Here is a 19,492-nt window from a genome sequence, read left to right on the forward strand (position 1 = left end):
GTCCGGTGTGTCTCTCATACCGGCTCGATAACGATTCTTTCTCCCTCCAGGCGCACCTTGGCAGCTTTGCCGGCGACGTCCTTGGGGAGATCGGTTTCAATTGTGCGGTAGATACCTGCGATGGAAAGCAGTTGCGCCTCCATGCAAGTGCTAAAAATTCTTGCGCTGGTGTTGCCGCTGGCCCCGGCCACGGCGCGGCCGCGCAGCGGCGCATAGACATGGACGTTGCCGTCGGCAATCACCTCGGCACCATAGCTGACCATGTCCAGAACCACAATGTCGGTGCCTTTGGCATAGACGCGCTGTCCCGAGCGCAGCGGCCGGTCCACGATGACGGCATCGGCCAGCGGAGCAGGCACCTCGACCTCCACTTCGCGAATGATTTCGTGGATTTCCGGCTCGGTGCGGCGCGTCGGCATGGCATCGGGGGCTGCGCTCAGACCAAGGGCCTTGGCTGCTTCCATCTGGGCCTCGCTGCCGCTGCGCACGGCAACGGGCACTGTGCGGTGGTTGCGCAGGGCCTCGATCAGGGCCGGGAAGTCGATTTCTTCCTCTGCTTCGCGCACCTGGCTGAGGTCGATCAGCACAGGGTCGTTGTCGAAGAAGTCCGGGTCGTCGGCAAGACGGCGGGCCAGATCCTGGGCCAGCGCCTGCATGTCGGTGCTGCGAAGTACCACGGAAAGCACCGGCAGTTGTGCGCTCTTGAGGTCAAAGCTGGGGCGCTCGGCGCCGGTCGATTCAACAGACATGGATGGGATCAGCGCACATCAGGTGCTCTATGAGGACGACAAAGTGTACCTGCCTACCGGTAAAAGATATGGTCACCGAGTGTTTGCACTGCAACACTTGATGCACCTCAGAGGCCTGTGTCTGTGCAGGTCTGGATGAAAATACAGTCATGTCTCCAGAGCTTTTGATCCAGGGCGCCTGTGCCAGCATCACCTTGCGCCGTCCCGAAGTTGCCAACAAACTGCTGCCCGAAGACCTGATCGTGCTGCGCCGTCAGATCGACGAGGTCAATGCCAGCCCCGCGGTGCTGGTGCTGACGCTGCAGGCGGTGGGCAGGCATTTCTGCAGCGGTTATGACATTGGCGAGATCGCCAACAGCCAGAACGAGGGCAGCTCCTTCGGCGAGATGGTGGATGCCATCGAGAACTGCCGTCCCGTCACCATTGCCGCGATTCAGGGCGGCGTGTTCGGCGGTGCCACCGATATGGCACTGGCCTGCGACTTCCGCGTGGGCGGGGCCAACAGCCAGATGTTCATGCCCGCCGCGCGGCTGGGCCTGCATTTCTACCTCTCGGGCCTGGAGCGCTATGTGACCCGCCTGGGCGTGGATACGGCCAAGCGCCTGTTCCTGAGCTGCGAGAAGCTGCAGGCCCAGGCCATGAAGGACTGCGGCTTTCTGACCGATCTGGTGGACGGCACCGATATCGGCGAGCGCGTGATGCAGCTGCAGACCACGTTGGCCGGCATGGCGCCGCTGGCCTTGCTGGGAATGAAGAAACATCTCAACGCCATTGCCCGTGGCGTGCATGACAAGGCGGGCGTCGATGCCGCCGTGCAGGCCACCATCGCCTCAGCCGATCTGAAGGAAGGCGGCGCGGCCTGGCGCGAAAAGAGAACTGCCCGCTTTCAGGGGCACTGATCCCCAAGAAGGGACGGTAATCCTTTGCAAGGCGGCGGAGGCCACTCAGGCCCTCGCACCGCGCCTGCTGTGTCAGGACACTGTGCCTGCTCCTGCCCGGGCCAGATATTCCCTGGCAAAGCCCTCGTACCAGTCCAGGCAGCCTGGGTTGGCCATGGCGTCCTTGTTGACCACCTTGGCCAGCGGCTGGCCCAGCAGCAGCTTCTTGATGGGCAGCTCCTGCTTTTTGCCGCTGAGCGTGCGTGGTATCTCGGCCACGGCAAAGATATCGTCGGGCACAAAGCGGGGCGACAGCGCCGAGCGGATGGCCTTGTTGATGCGCTCGCGCAGCGCCGCATCGAGCTCCACGCCCGGACGCAGGGCCACAAACAGCGGCATATAGCTGTCCTTGCCCAGATATTCGAGATCCACCACCATGCTGTCCAGCACCTCGGGCAGGGCCTCGACGGCGCTGTAGATCTCGCTGGTGCCCATGCGCAGGCCATGGCGGTTGATGGTGGCGTCGCTGCGGCCGTAGATGATGCAGCCGCCCTCGCCAAGCAGCTTGATCCAGTCGCCATGACGCCAGACCGGCCCCATTTCGGCGTCACCATCGCCGCCGCCCGGTTGGCGGCCATGGCCGGCCGGGTACATATCGAAGTAACTCGACAAATAGCGCTTGCCGTCCGCATCGCCCCAGAGAAACAGCGGCATGGAGGGAATGGGCTGGGTGCAGACCAGCTCGCCGACCTCGTCCATCACGGGCTGGCCCTGCTCGTTCCAGGCCTCGACGGCGGCGCCCAGCTGGCGGCACTGCATGACGCCGGGCACCAGGGGCAGATCGCGGTTGCCGCCAATGAAGGCCCCCGCGAAGTCGGTGCCGCCCGAGAGGTTGTTCCACCAAATGTCAGGGCGCCCAAGCTTGGCAAACTGCTCCGTCCCCCACTGCTGTACCTCGGCGGACAGCGGCGAGCCCGTGCTGCCCAGCCCGCGTATGCGCGACAGGTCGCCGCAGCTGGACAGCTCAAGACCGGCTTTCATGCAGTTGGCATAGAAGGCTGCGCCCGAGCCAAAGCTGGTCACGCCGGTCTCGGCCGCGAAGCGCCACAGCGTGCCCCAGTCGGGCTTGTCCTTGCTGCCGCCAGGGCTGCCGTCGAAGATCACGCAGCTCGTGCCGCCCAGCAGGCCCGAGACCTGGGCATTCCACATCACCCAGCCCGTGGAGCTGTACCAGTGGTAACGCTCGCCCCAGCTATTGGGCTCGTAGCTGCAGCCGATGTCGTTGTGCAAGGCCTTGAGCTGCAAGGCCACCAGCACCATGCCGCCATGGCCGTGGACTATGGGCTTGGGCAGGCCCGTGGTGCCGCTGGAGTAGACGATCCACAGCGGGTGGTCGAACGCCAGCCACTCGGGCTCAAAGGCAGCGGTATCAGCGTCATTTCTCGCTGTAACGCTTGTGTAGTCTGCGGTGTCGGCTATCTTTATCGAGGTATCCAGATTGGGCACCAGCACCACGTGCTGCACGCTGGGCAGGCCCTGGCGCAGCTCCTGCAGGACCTCGCGGCGGTCTATGTCCTTGCCTGCATAGTGCACCCCGTCCACGGCGATCAGCGCCTTGGGCGCTATCTGCTTGAAGCGGTCGAGCACGGCATGGGTGCCCATGTCGGGCGCGCAGATGCTCCAGATGGCGCCCAGACTGGCGCAGGCCAGAAAGGCGACGATGGCCTCGGGAATATTGGGCAGATAGGCCGCGACGCGGTCGCCCTTGGCAACGCCCTGGGCACGCAGATGCAGGGCCAGGGCCGCCACCTGGCGCTGCAGCTCGGGCCAGCTCAGCTCGCGCTGCAGGCCCTGCTCGTTGCGGCTGATGACGGCCGGCATGCCGGCGGCATGGGCCGGCTGGACATGGCGCAGCACCTGCTGCACATAGTTCACCTGCGCGCCCGGGAACCACTGCGCGCCGGGCATGGTGTTCCTGGCCAGCACCGCGCTGTGCGGCGTGGGCGACTGCAGATCGAAGTAATCCCAGATGCTTTGCCAGAAGGTGTCGAGATCGCTGGTCGACCAGCGCCACAGCGCGTCATAGTCGGCAAAGCTCAGGCCGCGCGTTTCATGCAGCCAGTTCTGGTACAGCCGGATCTGAGGGATATAGGGAGCAGGGTGTTGCGGTGCGGAAGACATGGGTCCAGCCTAGCGCTGCAGCCCTTGCAAGTCATTGGTGGTGGCCCCGTCAGATGTCACCTGTGCAGCAGCGCGGTCGGCTGTATGGGCGCACACGAGCACAGCTGAGCGGTCAAACCGATAATCGGGGCCTGTCTACACCGTCAACGGCGCATGCCGGCGACCCGCACCCCATGTCCGCTTTGCCCACCCGCGTGCTGGCCGTCATTCCGCCGATGACGCAGCTCAACACTCCCTACCCCTCCACGGCCTACCTGACCGGCTTTCTGCGCTCGCGCGGCATCACCGCCATGCAGGAAGACCTGGCACTGGCACTGGTGCTGCAGCTGCTCTCGCCCGATGGCCTGCGCGCAGTGGCCGAGCGCATCCAGAGTCTGCCTGCCAGGCAGCACACGCCTGCCGTCCAGTCCTTTGTCGCGCAGCAGGAGCGCTATCTGGCCACGATCGCGCCCACGATTGCGTTTTTGCAGGGGCGAGACTCCACGCTGGCCCATCGCATCGTGGGGCGCCACTTTCTGCCCGAAGGCCCACGCTTTGCCACGCTCGATGTGTATGAGGACGAAGAGGGCGGCGATCCGCTGGGATGGGCTTTCGGCGCTTTAGGCCTGCAAGACAAGGCCAAGCATCTGGCCACGCTATACCTCAACGATCTGGCCGATGTGCTGCGCGATGCCGTGGACGAGCGCTTCGAGTTCGTGCGCTATGCCGAGTCGCTGGCCGGCAGCCAGCCCAGCTTCGATCCGCTGGCCAGCGCACTGGCGGCAGAGCCGAATCTGGTGGACGAGGTGCTGGAGCGCCTGACGCTGGAGGCCGTGGAGCGCCACCAGCCCACGGTGGTGCTGCTGTCCGTGCCCTTTCCGGGCTCGGCCTATGCGGCGTTTCGCATTGCCCAGACCATCAAGCGGCGCTTCCCGCAGATCGCCACCGTGCTGGGCGGCGGCTTTGTCAACACCGAGCTGCGCGAGCTGGCCGAGCCGCGCGTGTTCGACTACTTCGATTTCGTGACACTGGATGCGGGCGAACGCCCGCTGCTGGCGCTGCTCGAGCATCTGCGCGGCGAGCGCGGCAGATCGCGTCTGGTGCGCAGCTTTGTGCGCGGCGACGACGGCAAGGTGCAGTACGTGAACATGATGGAGTCCGATATCGCGTTTGCCGAGGTCGGAACGCCCACCTGGGACGGCCTGCCGCTGGACCGATACCTGTCGCTGCTGGACATGCTCAACCCCATGCACCGGCTCTGGAGCGACGGGCGCTGGAACAAGCTCACCGTAGCCCATGGCTGCTACTGGAAGAAGTGCAGCTTCTGCGATGTGAGCCTGGACTATATCGGTCGCTACGAGGGCGCCAGCGCCGCCGTGCTGGCCGACCGCATCGAGGCCATCGTCGCCGAGACCGGCCAGACCGGTTTTCACTTTGTCGACGAGGCCGCGCCGCCCAAGGCGCTCAAGGCGCTGTCGCAGGAGCTGATTGCGCGCAACGCCGGCATCTCCTGGTGGGGCAATGTGCGCTTTGAGAAGACCTTCACGCCCGAGCTGGCCGAGCTGATGGCCGACAGCGGCTGCATCGCCATCTCCGGCGGTCTGGAAGTGGCGTCCGACCGGCTGCTGGCGCTGATGAAAAAAGGCGTGACCGTGGACCAGGTTGCACGTGTGACCAAGGCGTTTTCGGAGGCCGGCATCCTGGTCCATGCCTATCTGATGTACGGCTTTCCGACGCAGACCGTGCAGGACACGGTGGACGCGCTCGAGTATGTGCGCCAGCTGTTCCTCAACGGCTGTATCCAAAGCGGCTTCTTTCACCGCTTCAGCTGCACCGTGCACTCGCCCGTGGGCCTTAACCCCGAGGAATACGGCATCGAGCTGCCGCCGCTGCCCGAGGGCAACTTTGCCAAGAACGACCGTCCCTTCATCGACCCCACGGGCGTCGATCACGACGCACTGGGCGCGGCACTCAAGAAGGCCATCTACAACTTCATGCACGGCATCGCGCTGGAGGAGGATGTGCGCATGTGGTTCCCGTTCAAGGTGCCCAAGCCTACGGTCAAGCGCGATCGCATTGCGCGTGCGCTGCAGCAGAAGCAATGAATTTGATAGCTTTTTGCGCTTGCTGATCAATCACTTCATATCTATTTATCAATGAAATCATTGATGGGTTGGCGCTGGAAGCTATGTATTTGATAGTCTGACGTTCTGCCGCCGTTTTCCCGCGTGTGCAAGAGACCACAGTCCCTGGTTTACCAGTGCTTGCACGACCCCAGCGGGCAAGCACTGCTTGCCATAATCTGCTCCGTTTTTGATATCTCCAAGGAGCGATGGGATGGGAATGTTTCAATGGACGGAGCGATCGTCCGATGTCTTGCAGGGCGGTGGCGTCATCGGCCCCGATGAGCGACTGCCCTGGACGCAGACCGGTTTGATGGGTATCCAGCACGTGATCGCCATGTTCGGCTCCACCGTGCTGGCCCCCATCCTCATGGGGTTCGATCCCAATCTGGCGGTGTTGATGAGCGGCATCGGCACGCTGATCTTCTTTCTCATCACCGGCGGCAAGGTGCCCAGCTATCTGGGCTCTTCCTTTGCCTTCATCGGCGTGGTCAACATCGCCACCGGCTACGTGGCCAGCCAGGGCCCAGCCAACGCCAATATCGGCGTGGCGCTGGGCGGCATCATTGCCTGCGGCTTTGTCTACATGCTGGTCGGTCTGCTGGTGCAGATGGTGGGCACGGCCTGGATCGAACGCTTCATGCCGCCCGTGGTGACGGGCGCCGTGGTGGCCATCATCGGCCTGAACCTGGCCGCGATTCCCATCAAGAACATGGCGTCCAACAACTTCGAGTCCTGGATGCAGGCGCTGACCTTTGTCTCCGTGGCGCTGGTGGCCGTGTTCACGCGCGGCATGCTGCAGCGCCTGCTGATTCTGATCGGCCTGATCATTGCCAGCGTGCTCTACGCCGTCTTCACCAACGGCCTGGGCTGGGGCAAGCCGGTGGACCTGAGCGGCGTGCTCAATGCCGCCTGGTTCGGCATTCCCAGCTTCCATGCGCCGGTGTTCACCAGCAATGCCATGCTGCTGATCGTGCCCGTGGTCATCATCCTGGTGGCTGAGAACCTGGGCCATATCAAGGCCGTGACCGCCATGACGGGCAAGAACCTGGACCAGTACATGGGTCGTGCCTTCATCGGTGACGGCGTGGCCACCATGGTCTCCGGCGCAGCCGGCGGCACGGGCGTGACCACCTATGCCGAAAACATCGGCGTGATGGCGGCGACCCGCATCTACTCCACGGCCGTGTTCTTTGTGGCGGCCTTGCTGGCCGTGCTGCTGGGCTTCTCGCCCAAGTTCGGTGCGCTGATCCAGGCCATTCCCCTGCCCGTGATGGGCGGTGTCTCCATCGTGGTGTTCGGCCTGATCGCCATTGCCGGCGCCAAGATCTGGGTGGACAACAAGGTGGACTTCTCCGACACCAAGAATCTGATCGTGGCTGCCATCACCCTGATCCTGGGCACCGGGGAATTCACGCTGAGGTTCGGCGAATTCGCGCTGGGCGGCATCGGCTGCGCCACTTTTGGCGCCATCATCCTGTATGCGCTGCTGACCATGGGCGAGCGCAAATCTGAAACCAAGGTACAGGCCAAGTGAGTGCCAACATGTAATCGGGGGAACATTCCCCTGACAGCAGCGCGGGGCCTTTGCCAAGAATCCCGGTATTAATGTTCCGCGCTGGTAACATTTCTCTCTGGAGATATGCCGCCCTACCCGGGCGGTTTTTTTTGGAGGTGCCAGCCTGAGCGCCGAGCATGAGCCGCAAGAATGCCAGCGCGTTGGCGCCGGTCAGGCTCGCGTGCCGGGCCGGGGCCTCTGAGTTTGGAGCATGCAATGTCCATCGCAGATCGCGTACGTTACCCAGAATTCCTCTCGCGCGTCATGACGGCCGAAGAGGCCGCCGCCCTGATTCCCCACGGTGTCAATGTCGGCATGAGCGGCTTTACCGGAGCCGGTTATCCCAAGGCGTTGCCACAGGCCATAGCGGCCCGTGCCAAGGCCGAGCATGCCCAGGGCAAGCCCTACAAGATCAATGTCTGGACCGGCGCGTCCACCGCCGCCGAATGCGACGGCGTGATGGCCGAAGCCCATGCACTGGGTCAGCGCCTGCCCTTCAACACCGATCCCATCGCGCGCAAGGCCGTGAACTCGGGTGAGATCGACTTCATCGACATGCACCTGTCCCATGTGGCGCAGCATGCCTGGTTCGGCTTTCTGGGCCATATGAACATCGCCGTGATCGAGGTGCTGGGCGTGACCGCCGACGGCCTGCTGATACCGTCGACTGCCGTGGGCAACAACAAGACCTGGCTGGAGATCGCCGACAAGGTGATTCTGGAAGTCAACACCAAGCCACCCGCCCGGATGGAGGGCATGCACGACATCTACTACGGCACGGCCATCCCGCCGCGCCGCATGCCCATCAACATGACGCATGCCGACGACCGCATCGGCGATGCCTACCTGAAGGTGGACCCCACCAAGGTCGTGGCCGTGGTCGAGACCCACAAGGGCGACCGCGACAATGTGTTTGCCACACCGGACGAGAACTCCCAGAAAATAGCCGGCTACATCATCGACTTTCTGGCCCACGAGATGAAGATGGGCCGCCTGCCAAAGGAAATGCTGCCCATCCAGTCGGGTGTGGGCAATGTGGCCAATGCCGTGCTGGCAGGCTTGCTGACCGGCCCGTTCGAGAACCTGCTGGGCTTTACCGAAGTGCTGCAGGACGGCATGCTGGATCTGCTGCGCGCGGGCAAGATGAGCAAGGCCTCGGCCACCTCCATCTCGCTGTCTGCCGCGGCCTACAAGGACTTCGAGGACAACATCGACTTCTACCGCGAGCGCATCATCCTGCGCCCGCAGGAAATCTCGAACCACCCCGAGCTGGTGCGCCGCCTGGGCATCATCGCCATGAACTCGATGATCGAGGCCGACATCTACGGCAACATCAACTCCACCCATGTCATGGGCACAGGCATGATGAACGGCATCGGCGGCTCGGGCGACTTTGCTCGCAACGGCTATCTGTCCTTCTTTGTCACGCCTTCGGTGGCCAAAGACGGCAAGATCAGCTGCATCGTGCCCATGTGCTCGCATGTGGACCACACCGAGCATGACACCCAGATCATCGTCACCGAGCAAGGCCTGGCCGATCTGCGCGGCCTGTCGCCCAAGCAGCGTGCGCAAGTCATCATCGACAGGTGTGCCCATCCGGACTACCGCGCCCAGTTGCAGGACTATTTCGACCGCTCGCGCCAGCAGGGTGCACAGCACACGCCGCATATCCTGACCGAGGCACTGTCCTGGCATCAGCGCTTCATGGACAAGGGCGATATGCGTAGCTGAGCTACCCCCTGAGCCGCTGCACCTGGGCGGCTCCGCGGCTTCCCCCCAGGGGGACGACACCCTTGCTGCGGGGCGGCGGGGCCGCCTAGGCCCTTGCTTGGTGTCTCTGATCTGGTAGCTGGTGAACGGGTCGCCGTGTACTAGTCCGCTTGGTGCTGGCGTCTGCTGCTCCAAGTCCTTAGCATCGAAGGACGCTCTGCAAGGAGCGTCCTTTTTTCATGCACCACAAGGACTGGTATGGCGATCTGGACCCGAGAGCTCGATCTGAAAGCGCTGAACGCAGGCAGCGCAAACACTGCAATTTCCCACCTGGGCATTGAGTTCACCGAATACGGCGACGACTATGTGCGCGCACGCATCCATGTGGATGAACGCACCTGCCAGCCCTATGGCATTTTGCACGGTGGTGTCAGCGTGGTGCTGGCCGAGACGCTGGGGTCGATGGCCGCGGCCTGCAGCATTCCCGAAGGCTACCGCTGCGTGGGCCTGGGCGTGACTGCCAATCATGTGCGAGCAGGCCGCAAGGGCAGCTGGATCACCGCCACGGCGCGGCCCACGCACCTGGGGCGCACCACGCATGTCTGGGCGGTGGAGCTGCGTGATGAAGAGGGCAAGCTGACCTGCAACTGCATTCTGACGATGGCGATCCTGCCGCCAGAGGCCGCAAAGAATGTGCGACTGGATGCGGCTTCGTTGGGTGGGGTGCAGTAGGTTTTTGGTTTGCGAGACCGCTTTGTTTTGAGGATATAGGCCGGGGCGAGTCCCGGCCTCTGTCCATAAATCAGGTACCCAGTTTCACTCCAAACATCAAACAGAGGAGGTCTCAAAAGCTTATCTATCAGACGTGAACAGCTATCAAAACAAGACGACAGTCAAACTCCCAACAACGCCGACAGTTTCTCCGGCTGCTGCAGCAGATCCACGGACTGAGCCTGCAAGGCCAGTCGGCCTTTTTCCATCACCACGGCTTTGTCGGTATGGGCCAGCACCTTCTTGTAGTCCCGGTCCACGATCAGCGTGGAGATGCCGGTTTCCCGAATCTGGGCAATCACGCGCCAGATTTCGGCCACCACCAGCGGAGCCAGGCCCTCGGTGGCTTCATCCAGAATCATGAGGCGAGGATTGGTCATCAGTGCGCGGCCGATGGAGACCATCTGCTGCTCGCCGCCCGAGAGTTGATCGCCGCCGTTGGACAGTCGCTCCTTGAGACGTGGAAAGGTTTCCAGCACACGTTCGTAGGTCCAGCCCCGGCTGCCGTCCAGGCCGGCTCTGGCGCTCATTAGGAGGTTTTCCTTGACGGAGAGATTGGGGAATACGCCGCGCCCTTCGGGGACATAGCCAATGCCAAGACGCGCCATTTTCTCGGGGGCGGAATTCGTCACCTCCTTGCCGTCGGCAAACACCCGGCCCGAACGTGCCGCCACATAGCCCATCAGCGTGCGGATCAGCGTGGTTTTGCCCATGCCGTTGCGGCCCAGCAGGCCCACGGCCTGGCCCTGGGGCAGATCCAGCGAGATGCCGTGCAGGATATGGCTGTCGCCGTAGAAGCTGTGCACCTCTTGCAGGCTGAACATGGCATGGTTCGAAGCCCCGGAAAGTGGGCGCGTGCCTGTGCCAGAGGCACCAAGCAAGGGCTGCCCCGCAGCGATGGTGCCGTCCCCCGAGGGGGAAGCGGCAGAGCCGCTCAGGGGGGGCTTTGTTTCAAGCATGCTCTTCCTCTCCCAGATAGGCGGTGCGCACGACCGGGTCGTTGCGAATCTGATCGGGCGTGCCCGTGGCCACCACGCTGCCGTTGACCATGACGGTGATGCGATCGGCAATGCGAAAAACGGCATCCATATCGTGCTCCACCAGCAGCACGGCATGCGCGGATTTGAGCTCCTGCAGCAGCTCCAGCATGCGTTCTGTCTCTTCGGCGCCCATGCCTGCCAGAGGTTCGTCAAGCAGCAGCACGCGGGGTGCTGTGGCCAGACACATGGCGACCTCCAGCTGGCGCTTGGCGCCGTGGCTGAGGCTGCCGGCGATGCGCTCGGCATGCTGGGCAAGACCTGCGCGCTGCAGCGCAGATTGCGCCCGCTGCATGCTGGCTGCGCAATGCTGGGCCGATTCCCAGATGCGCCAGGGCCTTGGTAGGGCCTGGGCCTGGGCCGTGAGGCGACAGTTCTCCAGCACCGTGAACTCGGGAAAGATGGTGGTGCGCTGATAGCTGCGCCCGATGCCGGCCTTGGCGCGCTGCGGCTGCGGCATCTGCGTGACGTCCCGGTCTTCAAGCGCAATGCTGCCGCTGCTGGCCGCTATCTCGCCCGAGAGCATGTTGATCAGCGTGGACTTGCCTGCGCCGTTGGTGCCGATGACGGCATGGACCTCGCCCTGGTGCAGATCCAGGTCCACATTGTTCACGGCCACCAGCCCGCCAAAGCGCCGCGTCAGGCCGCGCACCGACATCTGGGGAGCATTTTCCGCATCAGCCATGATCTGCTCCTTGCTGGCCAGCGCTTGCCGACTGAGACTTCTGCGCTGCAGCCTTCTTCTGCCATTTGTCGTTGATGCCCACCAGACCCTTGGGCAGCAGCGCGACCAGCGCGATGATGGCGATGCCCAGCGTCAGCTGCCAGTGGTCTGCTGCATTGCCAACGATGGCATGTGTGCTCAGCAGCTCCTTGAGCAGCACAAAGGTGATGGTGCCCAGCACGGCACCGCGCAGCGAGCCCACGCCACCCAGAATCAGCATCAGCAGTACCTCGCCGGAGTGGTGCCAGGCCAGCAGCTCTGGGTTGACCACGGCATCGCGTGCGGCCAGCAGAAAGCCCGCCAGACCCGCCAGCGCACCGGCAATCACAAAGCCGGCGAGCTTGTAGCCGTAGGTGGCAAAGCCGGCAGCGCGCATGCGCTGCTCGTTGACGCGAATGCCGGCCAGCGCATGGCCGAAGCGGGAGTGGCGCAGCATGGCGATGAAGGCATAGACCAGCACCAGCGCGGCCAGTACCACGAAGTACTGCGTGCTGCTGCTTTCCATGTCCAGTGCGCCTATGGCCGGGCGCTGCATCAGATAGATGCCGTCGCTGCCGCCGAAATAGCCCACGTCGTGCACGACAAAGAAAGCCAGTTGAGCGAATGCCAGCGTGACCATGATGAAGTACACGCCCTTGGTGCGCAGACTCAGGGCGCCCACCACCAGCGCATACAGGCCCGAGACACCGACGGCGGCGCCGAGCATGACGAGAAAGTTGCTGCCGTCCTGGCCGGCGGCCTTCACCGCAGCATAGGCACCGAGCCCGAAGTAGGCCGCATGGCCCAGGCTGACCAGCCCTGCGCCGCCCACCAGGATATGCAGGCTCAGCGCAAAGATGGACAGGATCATGATCTTGACCACCAGATCGGAGAGATAGGCCGACCAGAAGGGCTGTGCGGCAGCCAGCAGCGCTGCAGCAGCCAGCGGCAGCACCACAGCTACCCACACGCTTTTGGCGCGAATGGGGCGGCTCTGGTTGGTGACGGCCGGTGCTTCTGCATAGGCCTGATTGGATTGCGGCAGCGGCGTATAGGAGGTATCGCTCATATCAGTGATCCTTGACACTGCTTGCAGAACTGGCGTGAGCCAAGCAGGGGACATGGGGCAAGGGCCTGGCCGGCCGCCCCGCAGCGAAGGTGTTGTCCTCCTCCCGCGTGGCGAGCGAGGGGGGAAGGCGCGAAGCGACTCAGGGGGAACTTCATCATCTCTTGCCCATCAGGCCTTCCGGGCGCCATACAAGGATCACGGCCATGAGCAGATAGATGCTCATGCCGCTGAGCTCCTGAAAGAACACCTTGCCGAAGGTATCCACAAAGCCCACTAGCAGCGAGGCAATCAGCGCGCCGGTGATCGAGCCTATGCCGCCGATGACCACCACCACAAAGCAGATGATGAGCACGCTGGAGCCCATATTGGGGTAGACCGAACTCATGGGCGCCGCGATCATCCCGGCCAGGGCCGCCAGGGCGACGCCCACGGCAAAGACGATGCGGTACAGGCGCTTGATGTTGATGCCCAGGCCGCGCACCATGTCGCGGTTGCTGGCACCGGCACGAATCATCATGCCCAGACGCGTGCGGTTGACGGTGTAGTACATCAGCAGCGCCACCAGCAGGCAGGCAGCGGCTGCAAACACGTTGTACCAGGGGTACTGCATCATGCCCATCAAAGGGAAGCTGCCGGCCAGCCAGGCCGGCTTTTCCACACCATGCACATCGTTGCCCACGAGGATGGCGCGCAGGCCTTCAAACACCAGAATCAGGCCATAGGTCATCAGCACCTGCTGCAGGTGATCGCGTTCGTAGAGAAAACTGAAGAATGCCCATTCGAGAAAATAGCCCAGCACCACGGCCAGCACCACGCCGGCCAGCAGCATGATGATGAAATGCTGGCCCAGGTACGGTGCGAGCGAGAACGCCACATAGGCACCAATCATGTAGAAGCTGCCATGGGCGAGGTTGATCACCCCCATGATGCCGAAGATCAGCGTCAGGCCAGAGGCCAGCAGAAACAGAAGCAGTCCGTACTGAACAGAGTTCAGACACTGCACCAGAAAAGTGGCGAGATCCACGGCAATCCTTGTTGAAGCAGGAGGCTGCAAAGCGAGACATACAGCCCGGCGAATCGTCGATTCGCGCTGGAGACGAGGCGCTCTGTCGCAGGCGGCACCGAAGGTGCGGCAGGACAGAGCAACCAGGTATCGAGGGCGGTATGGCTCGCGTCTATTACATGCGGCAGCCGCGGGCTGGGTCCGCCAGAGCCTTCACTGCCACGCTGATCTTCTTGTTCTCCTTGCCGTCAACCTTGCGCAGATAGATGTCCTGCACGGGATTGTGTGCCTTGCTCAAGGTGAAGTCGCCGCGCGGGCTGGCAATAGTGGCTTTCTCGATGGCTGTACGGAAGACGTCTTTCTTGCCGATGTCGCCACCGGCGGCCTTCAGGCCCACGGCCAGCATCTGTGCGGCGTCATAGCCTTGCACAGCATAGACATCGGGCTGCAGCTTGTAGTTCTTGGCGTAATTGGTGCGGAAGGCCTGATCGCGCGCCGTACCCAGTTCGTCGGCATAGTGCAGCGTGGTCAGCATGCCCTGGGCGGCCTCGCCCTGAGCGTCCAGCGTGCCGTCGGTCAGAAAGCCCGGTCCGTAGAGCGGAATGGTCTTGGACAGGCCCGAGGCGTGATAGTCCTTGACGAATTTCACGGCACCTGCGCCCGCGAAGAAGGAGAACACGGCATCGGGCTTGGCCGCTGCGATCTCGGTCAGCAGAGCCTGGAATTCGACGTTGGGAAACGGCAGCGTCAGCTGCTTGCTGACCTTGCCGCCGCTTTTCTCGAAGCCTTCCTTGAAGCCGTTGACGGCCTCTTCACCGGCGGCGTACTTCCAGGTCAGGGTCATGGCATTTTTCTTGCCTTCCTTGGCTGCGACCACGCCCATAGGGTAGGCCGTCTGCCAGTTGGAGAAGGAGCTGCGGAAGATATTGGGAGCGCACATGGGGCCGGTGACTGCATCGGCTCCCGCATTGGGCACGATGAGCACGGTGCCGCTTTCCTTGGCGGCCTTGGCCATGGCCATGGCCACGCCGGAGTGCACGGTGCCGACGATCACATCGACCTTGTCGCGCTTGATGAGGCGGTTGACGTTGTCCGTTGCCTTGGCGGGATCTGACTCATCGTCGACCTTGAAGTATTCGATCTCGCGCCCGCCCAGCTTGCCGCCTTGCTCGGCTACCTGCATGCGAAAGCCGTTCTCGATCGCCACGCCCAGGGCTGCATAAGTGCCGCTGAAAGGCAGCATGAAGCCGACCTTGATCTTCTCCTGCGCGATGGCGCTGCTGCCGCTTGCGGCGGCAGCCAGTGCGATTGCGCTCCATATTGCCCATTGCTTGCTCATGCTTGTCTCCTGCTGGTTGATGGACGAATGCCGGCTTACTCTCAGATCAACGGTTATGACTGGCTGTGGTGCTGGGGTTGGCACTGATGCACGAGCGCACTCTAACAACTTTAGGTTTAAAGCAATACCAGCGATTGCCCTAGTTTGTGACTACTGTTTTGATAGCTTCTTGCAACCTTGCGATAAGCAATTAGCGCGGCTTGGATTCCAGCTCACGCAAACGAAAGCGCTGGATCTTTCCTGTCGCGGTCTTTGGCAGCTCATCGACAAATTCAATGAGGCGCGGGTATTTGTAGGCGGCCAGCCGATTCTTCACAAAGGCCTTGAGTTCGGCCTCGCTGGCGCTCTGGCCGGGCTTGCACACCACATAGGATTTGGTCTTGGTCAGACCCTGTTCGTCGGTCACGCCGATCACGGCCGCCTCAAGTACGGCAGGGTGCTGCTGCAGCGTGGATTCGACCTCGAAGGGCGAGACATAGATGCCGCTGACCTTGAGCATGTCGTCGCTGCGGCCTGCATAGGTGTAGTAGCCGTCGGCATCGCGCACATATTTGTCGCCGCTCTTGAGCCAGGCACCCTGGAAGGTGTCGCGCGTCTTGTCGCGGTTGGCCCAGTACATCAGGGCCGCGCTCGGGCCCTTGATGTAGAGGTCGCCGATCTCGCCATCGGCCACGGGCTGTCCGTCCTCGCCGCGCAGCTCCACCGCATAGCCGGGCACAGGTTTGCCGGTGCTGCCGTAGCGTATATCGTCCGGGCGGTTGGAGAGGAAGATATGCAGCATTTCGGTGGAGCCGATGCCGTCCACGATATCGGCGCCGAAGTGGGTCTTGAAGCGATGGGCAATCTCGGCCGGCAGAGCTTCGCCCGCCGAGGAGCACATGCGCAGGCTGACCTGTTCGCGTGCAGGCAGGGTGGGGTGAGCCAGCATGCCCGCAAAGCCCGTAGGCGCTCCGAAAAACACCGTGGGCTGGTGTTCGGTCCAGCGCCTGAAGGTGGCTTCCGGCGTGGGGCGCTCGGCCATCAGCACCACGCTGGCTCCCACGCTCAAGGGGAATGTCAGGGCGTTGCCAAGACCGTAGGCGAAGTAGAGCTTGGCGGCGGAAAAGCAGACATCGTTTTCGTTCAGGCCCAGCACCGGTTTGCCATACAGCTCGGCCGTCCAGTAGGGGTTGGCGTGGGTATGCACCGCCCCCTTGGGTTTGCCGGTGGAGCCCGAGGAATACAGCCAGAAGCCGGGGTCGTCGCCCATGGTTCTGGCGGCATGAGCGAGCGGCGTTTGCTGCTGCAGCCAGGGCTGCAGCGGCTCGAAGGCCGGCGGCAGGCCTTGCGGTGCTTCATCGGGCCTGGCGACCCAGATATGGTTGACCTCATGCTGCGCCTGCTCCAGGGCCTGCTGCACCACGGCAACCAGCGCGCCATTGGTCACGATCGCCTGAGCACGGCAATGCTCGAGCATATAGGCATAGTCGGCGGCCGTGAGCAAGGTATTCACCGCCACCGGCACCACGCCTGCGTACATGGCTCCCAGAAATGAGACCACCCACTCGCGCATATCGTGCATGACCAGCAGCACGCGCTCCTCGCGATGGATGCCGGCAGCGAGCAGGCCATGGGCCAGGCGGCGCGCCTGCTCCTGCAGCTGGGCATAGCTGAGCGTGCCCTGGTCATCGGTGTAGGCGTTCTTGTCTCCCCGCAGCTGGTTGAGATCGAACAGATGCTGGGCGAAGTTGAAGGGCTGAGTGAAGTCGGTCATGGCTCATGCTCCCGTCGTTTCGGCCAGCGCCTGCAGAAGCTGTGGTGCGGCTTGTATGGCGCTTTTGCGATGATAGAAGTCCAGTGCCCGCAGGCCGCCGAGTTCGGAGCCGCCGCCGGCGCGGCCCGGACCGCCATGCAGGGACTGGGGCATGACATTGCCGTGGCCGGTATGCAGCCTGGCGACAGCGGGGGTTACTACATGCACGCGGCCATGGCTGGCTGCGAGATCGGTGGCGGCTGCGGCCAGTGCCTTGTCGTCATCGCCATAGATCGAGCAGACCAGCGAGCCCTGTCCGCGATGTGCAAGTGCCAGGCCATGTGCCAGGTCACGGTAGGGCATGAGAGTGGCCACGGGGCCAAAGACTTCCATGTCATGCACGAGTGCACTGCCATCGGGGTCCTGTGTTCCCAGCAGCACGGGCTGGGCGCAGGCGGCAATCGCCGGGTCGGCATCGATCAGCGCATTGCGCCGGCCGTCATGCAGGGCCGTGGTGTGCTCCAGCAACCGGCCCAGGCCCTGCTGCACGCTGTCGTACTGCTCGCGGTTGACCAGAGATCCCATGCGCACAGCGTCGTTGCGCGGGTTGCCTACGGTGATTTTGGCCAGTTGTGCACCGATGGCCTGGGCCACACCGTCGTACAGAGCTTGCGGTACCAGCACGCGGCGTATGGCCGTGCATTTCTGGCCGGATTTGACCGTCATTTCTCGCACCACTTCACGCGCCAGCAAGGCGCTGGCTTCGCTGTCCGGGCCATGGCCGGGCAGCAGCAGCGCGCAGTTCACGCTGTCGGCCTCGATATTGCTGCGCACCGAATGGCGGCTGATGGCCGCGTGAGAGCGTATGGTCGCAGCCGTCTCCGCAGACCCTGTGAACGAGACCACATCCATGGGCTGCAGCTGATCGAGCAATCCGGCGGCACTGCCGCAGATGACGGACAGCGCCCCCGGCGGCAATATGCCGGCATCGATCACATCCCTGACCATGCGCTGGGTCAGCCAGGCGGTGGCCGTGGCCGGCTTGACGATGACGGGCACGCCCGAGAGCAGGGCCGCAGCCGCTTTTTCCCACAGCCCCCAGGCAGGGAAGTTGAAGGCGTTGATGAACAGCGCCACGCCGCGTGTCGGGACCTGGATATGCCGGGACAGAAAAGCGCCGTCCTTGGCCAGCGCCACGGCTTCGCCGTCGCTCAGATGCTTCGCATCGCCGAGCGCCGCGCCCCATCTGGCGTATTGATTCAGGGTGTAGATGCCGCCATCCACATCGACGGCGGTATCGTTTCTGACGGTGCCGCTGTTGGAGGTGGAAATCTCGTAATACGCATCGCGCCGGCTTTGCAGCAGGGTCGCGATATCGGCCAGCAGTCTGGCGCGCTCCGCATAGCTCAGCGCGCGCAGCGCCTTGCCGCCAGTATCGCGTGCGAAGGCAAAGGCGGCGCCCAGATCAAGCCCTGTGGCATCGACACGCACCAGCTCTGCTCCCAGTACCGGGTCGCGTAACAAACTGCCCGGGCCGCTGCCGGTTTGCCAGCGGCCAGCCACATGGTTGGCTAGTAACTCGGTCATGGGGGTCTCCTGAAGTGCTGTTCTGATCAGCATCAAATCCTTGATGAAACATGCAATATTGTGCGTGCAATCAAAAGATAAATACGTGACAATGCAGTGTCAAGCAATATATTGCATGATTCGCGTTAACCCCGACTGTTTATCATTCACGGCCTCTGAGGAGCTTTATGGATCAGTTAGACATGGCATCCGCGTCGGTTGCGGAAGGGGATGAAGCGGGCAAAAGCCCGCTGCTGCAGGCCTTGGGCGAGAGGGTGCGCAATCTGCGTGCGCGTCGCGGTCTCACGCGCCGCGGGCTGGCTTCGGCGGCCGTGGTGTCCGAGCGCCATCTGGCCAATCTCGAATACGGCACGGGCAATGTCTCCATCCTGGTGCTGCAGCAGATCGCGCATGCACTTCAGTGCAGCATGGCCGAGCTGCTGGGCGATGTGACGACGGCCAGTGCCGAATGGCTGTTGCTGCGCGAATTGCTGGAAGGCCGCAGCGAGGCCGATTTGCAGCGCGTGCGACTGGCGGCCGGAGAGATTCTGGGAACGGCGCCCATGGGCGATCCGCACCGGGCTTCGCGCATTGCCCTGATAGGCCTGCGTGGCGCGGGCAAGTCCACGCTGGGGCGTATGCTGGCAGAGCAGCTGAATGTGCCGTTTCTCGAGCTGAACCAGGAGATCGAGCGAGTGGCCGGTTGCAGCGTGCGCGAGATCTATGACCTCTATGGAGCTGGCGCCTATCGTCGTTACGAGCGCCGTGCACTGGAAGAGGCCGTACAGATCTACAGCGACGTGGTGATTGCCACGCCGGGAGGCATTGTCTCGGACCCCGCGACCTTCAACGAGTTGCTCAGCCACTGCACCACGGTCTGGCTGCAGGCCCAGCCCGATGAGCATATGAGCCGTGTCGTGGCTCAGGGCGACACGCGGCCCATGGCGGCCAATCCCGAGGCCATGGATGATTTGCGCCGGATTCTGGACGGCCGATCGGCCTTTTATTCCAAGGCTGACCATGTGCTGGACACCAGCGGAAAGAGCGTGGCGCAAAGCCTCAAGCAGCTGAAAGTGCTGGTCGCAGCCTGACGG

The 19,492-nt window shown here is 63.2% G+C and carries 15 protein-coding genes; 6 read left to right on the forward strand and 9 right to left on the reverse strand.

Features of this window, described 5'->3' with window-relative positions:
- Positions 1-14: 14 nt before the first annotated feature.
- Entirely contained in the window at positions 15-749 is a 735-nt protein-coding gene (gene minC, locus MPZ60_RS00420; RefSeq protein WP_034351247.1) for a septum site-determining protein MinC, read from the reverse strand.
- A gap of 149 nt (positions 750-898) precedes the next feature.
- Here minC and MPZ60_RS00425 point away from each other — a divergent pair, with 149 nt between their 5' ends.
- Positions 899-1,648 carry an enoyl-CoA hydratase/isomerase family protein gene (locus MPZ60_RS00425; protein WP_034351253.1) on the forward strand — a complete coding sequence of 250 codons (750 nt, stop codon included), beginning with the start codon at positions 899-901 and terminating at the stop codon, positions 1,646-1,648.
- Between the two features lie 72 nt (positions 1,649-1,720).
- Here MPZ60_RS00425 and MPZ60_RS00430 read toward each other — a convergent pair whose 3' ends face one another.
- Positions 1,721-3,808, reverse strand: coding sequence for an acetoacetate--CoA ligase (locus MPZ60_RS00430; protein WP_034351255.1), 2,088 nt, complete (start codon positions 3,806-3,808; stop codon positions 1,721-1,723).
- A 173-nt stretch (positions 3,809-3,981) separates the two neighbouring features.
- Here MPZ60_RS00430 and MPZ60_RS00435 point away from each other — a divergent pair, with 173 nt between their 5' ends.
- From MPZ60_RS00435 to MPZ60_RS00450, 4 genes are all read left to right on the forward strand, one after another.
- A complete protein-coding gene (locus tag MPZ60_RS00435) occupies positions 3,982-5,892 on the forward strand; it encodes a B12-binding domain-containing radical SAM protein (RefSeq protein WP_012836595.1) in 1,911 nt (636 codons plus the stop codon).
- A 232-nt stretch (positions 5,893-6,124) separates the two neighbouring features.
- Positions 6,125-7,447: a solute carrier family 23 protein gene (locus tag MPZ60_RS00440; RefSeq protein WP_034351257.1), complete on the forward strand. Its 1,323-nt coding sequence runs from the start codon at positions 6,125-6,127 to the stop codon at positions 7,445-7,447.
- Between the two features lie 237 nt (positions 7,448-7,684).
- Positions 7,685-9,199: an acetyl-CoA hydrolase/transferase family protein gene (locus tag MPZ60_RS00445; RefSeq protein WP_034351260.1), complete on the forward strand. Its 1,515-nt coding sequence runs from the start codon at positions 7,685-7,687 to the stop codon at positions 9,197-9,199.
- A 237-nt stretch (positions 9,200-9,436) separates the two neighbouring features.
- On the forward strand, positions 9,437-9,910 hold the full coding sequence (locus tag MPZ60_RS00450; RefSeq protein WP_034351262.1) for a PaaI family thioesterase: 474 nt from the start codon (positions 9,437-9,439) through the stop codon (positions 9,908-9,910).
- A gap of 161 nt (positions 9,911-10,071) precedes the next feature.
- On the opposite strand, the gene MPZ60_RS00455 is transcribed toward MPZ60_RS00450, so the two are convergent.
- The 7 genes from MPZ60_RS00455 to MPZ60_RS00485 all read right to left on the reverse strand — a co-directional run bounded on the left by MPZ60_RS00455 (position 10,072) and on the right by MPZ60_RS00485 (position 18,419).
- Positions 10,072-10,773 carry an ABC transporter ATP-binding protein gene (locus MPZ60_RS00455; protein WP_034351265.1) on the reverse strand — a complete coding sequence of 234 codons (702 nt, stop codon included), beginning with the start codon at positions 10,771-10,773 and terminating at the stop codon, positions 10,072-10,074.
- Between the two features lie 127 nt (positions 10,774-10,900).
- Complete coding sequence (locus MPZ60_RS00460; RefSeq protein ID WP_034351267.1) at positions 10,901-11,671, reverse strand: ABC transporter ATP-binding protein; 771 nt, start codon at positions 11,669-11,671, stop codon at positions 10,901-10,903.
- Positions 11,664-12,758 (reverse strand): branched-chain amino acid ABC transporter permease, encoded by a 1,095-nt coding sequence (locus tag MPZ60_RS00465; RefSeq protein WP_034351270.1) that lies wholly within the window; start codon positions 12,756-12,758, stop codon positions 11,664-11,666. Before MPZ60_RS00465 ends, MPZ60_RS00460 begins: the two co-directional genes overlap by 8 nt.
- Before the next feature lie 154 nt (positions 12,759-12,912).
- On the reverse strand, positions 12,913-13,782 hold the full coding sequence (locus tag MPZ60_RS00470) for a branched-chain amino acid ABC transporter permease (protein WP_012836600.1): 870 nt from the start codon (positions 13,780-13,782) through the stop codon (positions 12,913-12,915).
- Positions 13,783-13,936: 154 nt separating this feature from the next.
- Entirely contained in the window at positions 13,937-15,100 is a 1,164-nt protein-coding gene (locus tag MPZ60_RS00475) for an ABC transporter substrate-binding protein (RefSeq protein WP_034351274.1), read from the reverse strand.
- 190 nt (positions 15,101-15,290) lie between these two features.
- Positions 15,291-16,853: a benzoate-CoA ligase family protein gene (locus MPZ60_RS00480; protein ID WP_034351277.1), complete on the reverse strand. Its 1,563-nt coding sequence runs from the start codon at positions 16,851-16,853 to the stop codon at positions 15,291-15,293.
- 3 nt (positions 16,854-16,856) lie between these two features.
- On the reverse strand, positions 16,857-18,419 hold the full coding sequence (locus tag MPZ60_RS00485; protein WP_034351563.1) for a 3,4-dehydroadipyl-CoA semialdehyde dehydrogenase: 1,563 nt from the start codon (positions 18,417-18,419) through the stop codon (positions 16,857-16,859).
- Between the two features lie 167 nt (positions 18,420-18,586).
- Here MPZ60_RS00485 and MPZ60_RS00490 point away from each other — a divergent pair, with 167 nt between their 5' ends.
- Entirely contained in the window at positions 18,587-19,489 is a 903-nt protein-coding gene (locus MPZ60_RS00490; RefSeq protein WP_034351280.1) for a helix-turn-helix transcriptional regulator, read from the forward strand.
- The last annotated feature ends 3 nt before the right edge of the window (positions 19,490-19,492 follow it).

The sequence above is a fragment of the Comamonas sp. 7D-2 genome, assembly GCF_022749555.1.
GTDB classification, from domain to species: Bacteria; Pseudomonadota; Gammaproteobacteria; order Burkholderiales; family Burkholderiaceae_C; genus Comamonas; species Comamonas thiooxydans.

Bases quoted from the DNA above. Each gene is read 5' to 3' on its own strand.
- minC (WP_034351247.1), bottom strand. From the start codon at position 749: ATGTCTGTTGAATCGACCGGCGCCGAGCGCCCCAGCTTTGACCTCAAG.
- MPZ60_RS00425 (WP_034351253.1), top strand. From the start codon at position 899: ATGTCTCCAGAGCTTTTGATCCAGGGCGCCTGTGCCAGCATCACCTTG.
- MPZ60_RS00430 (WP_034351255.1), bottom strand. From the start codon at position 3,808: ATGTCTTCCGCACCGCAACACCCTGCTCCCTATATCCCTCAGATCCGG.
- MPZ60_RS00435 (WP_012836595.1), top strand. From the start codon at position 3,982: ATGTCCGCTTTGCCCACCCGCGTGCTGGCCGTCATTCCGCCGATGACG.
- MPZ60_RS00440 (WP_034351257.1), top strand. From the start codon at position 6,125: ATGGGAATGTTTCAATGGACGGAGCGATCGTCCGATGTCTTGCAGGGC.
- MPZ60_RS00445 (WP_034351260.1), top strand. From the start codon at position 7,685: ATGTCCATCGCAGATCGCGTACGTTACCCAGAATTCCTCTCGCGCGTC.
- MPZ60_RS00450 (WP_034351262.1), top strand. From the start codon at position 9,437: ATGGCGATCTGGACCCGAGAGCTCGATCTGAAAGCGCTGAACGCAGGC.
- MPZ60_RS00455 (WP_034351265.1), bottom strand. From the start codon at position 10,773: ATGTTCAGCCTGCAAGAGGTGCACAGCTTCTACGGCGACAGCCATATC.
- MPZ60_RS00460 (WP_034351267.1), bottom strand. From the start codon at position 11,671: ATGGCTGATGCGGAAAATGCTCCCCAGATGTCGGTGCGCGGCCTGACG.
- MPZ60_RS00465 (WP_034351270.1), bottom strand. From the start codon at position 12,758: ATGAGCGATACCTCCTATACGCCGCTGCCGCAATCCAATCAGGCCTAT.
- MPZ60_RS00475 (WP_034351274.1), bottom strand. From the start codon at position 15,100: ATGAGCAAGCAATGGGCAATATGGAGCGCAATCGCACTGGCTGCCGCC.
- MPZ60_RS00480 (WP_034351277.1), bottom strand. From the start codon at position 16,853: ATGACCGACTTCACTCAGCCCTTCAACTTCGCCCAGCATCTGTTCGAT.
- MPZ60_RS00485 (WP_034351563.1), bottom strand. From the start codon at position 18,419: ATGACCGAGTTACTAGCCAACCATGTGGCTGGCCGCTGGCAAACCGGC.
- MPZ60_RS00490 (WP_034351280.1), top strand. From the start codon at position 18,587: ATGGATCAGTTAGACATGGCATCCGCGTCGGTTGCGGAAGGGGATGAA.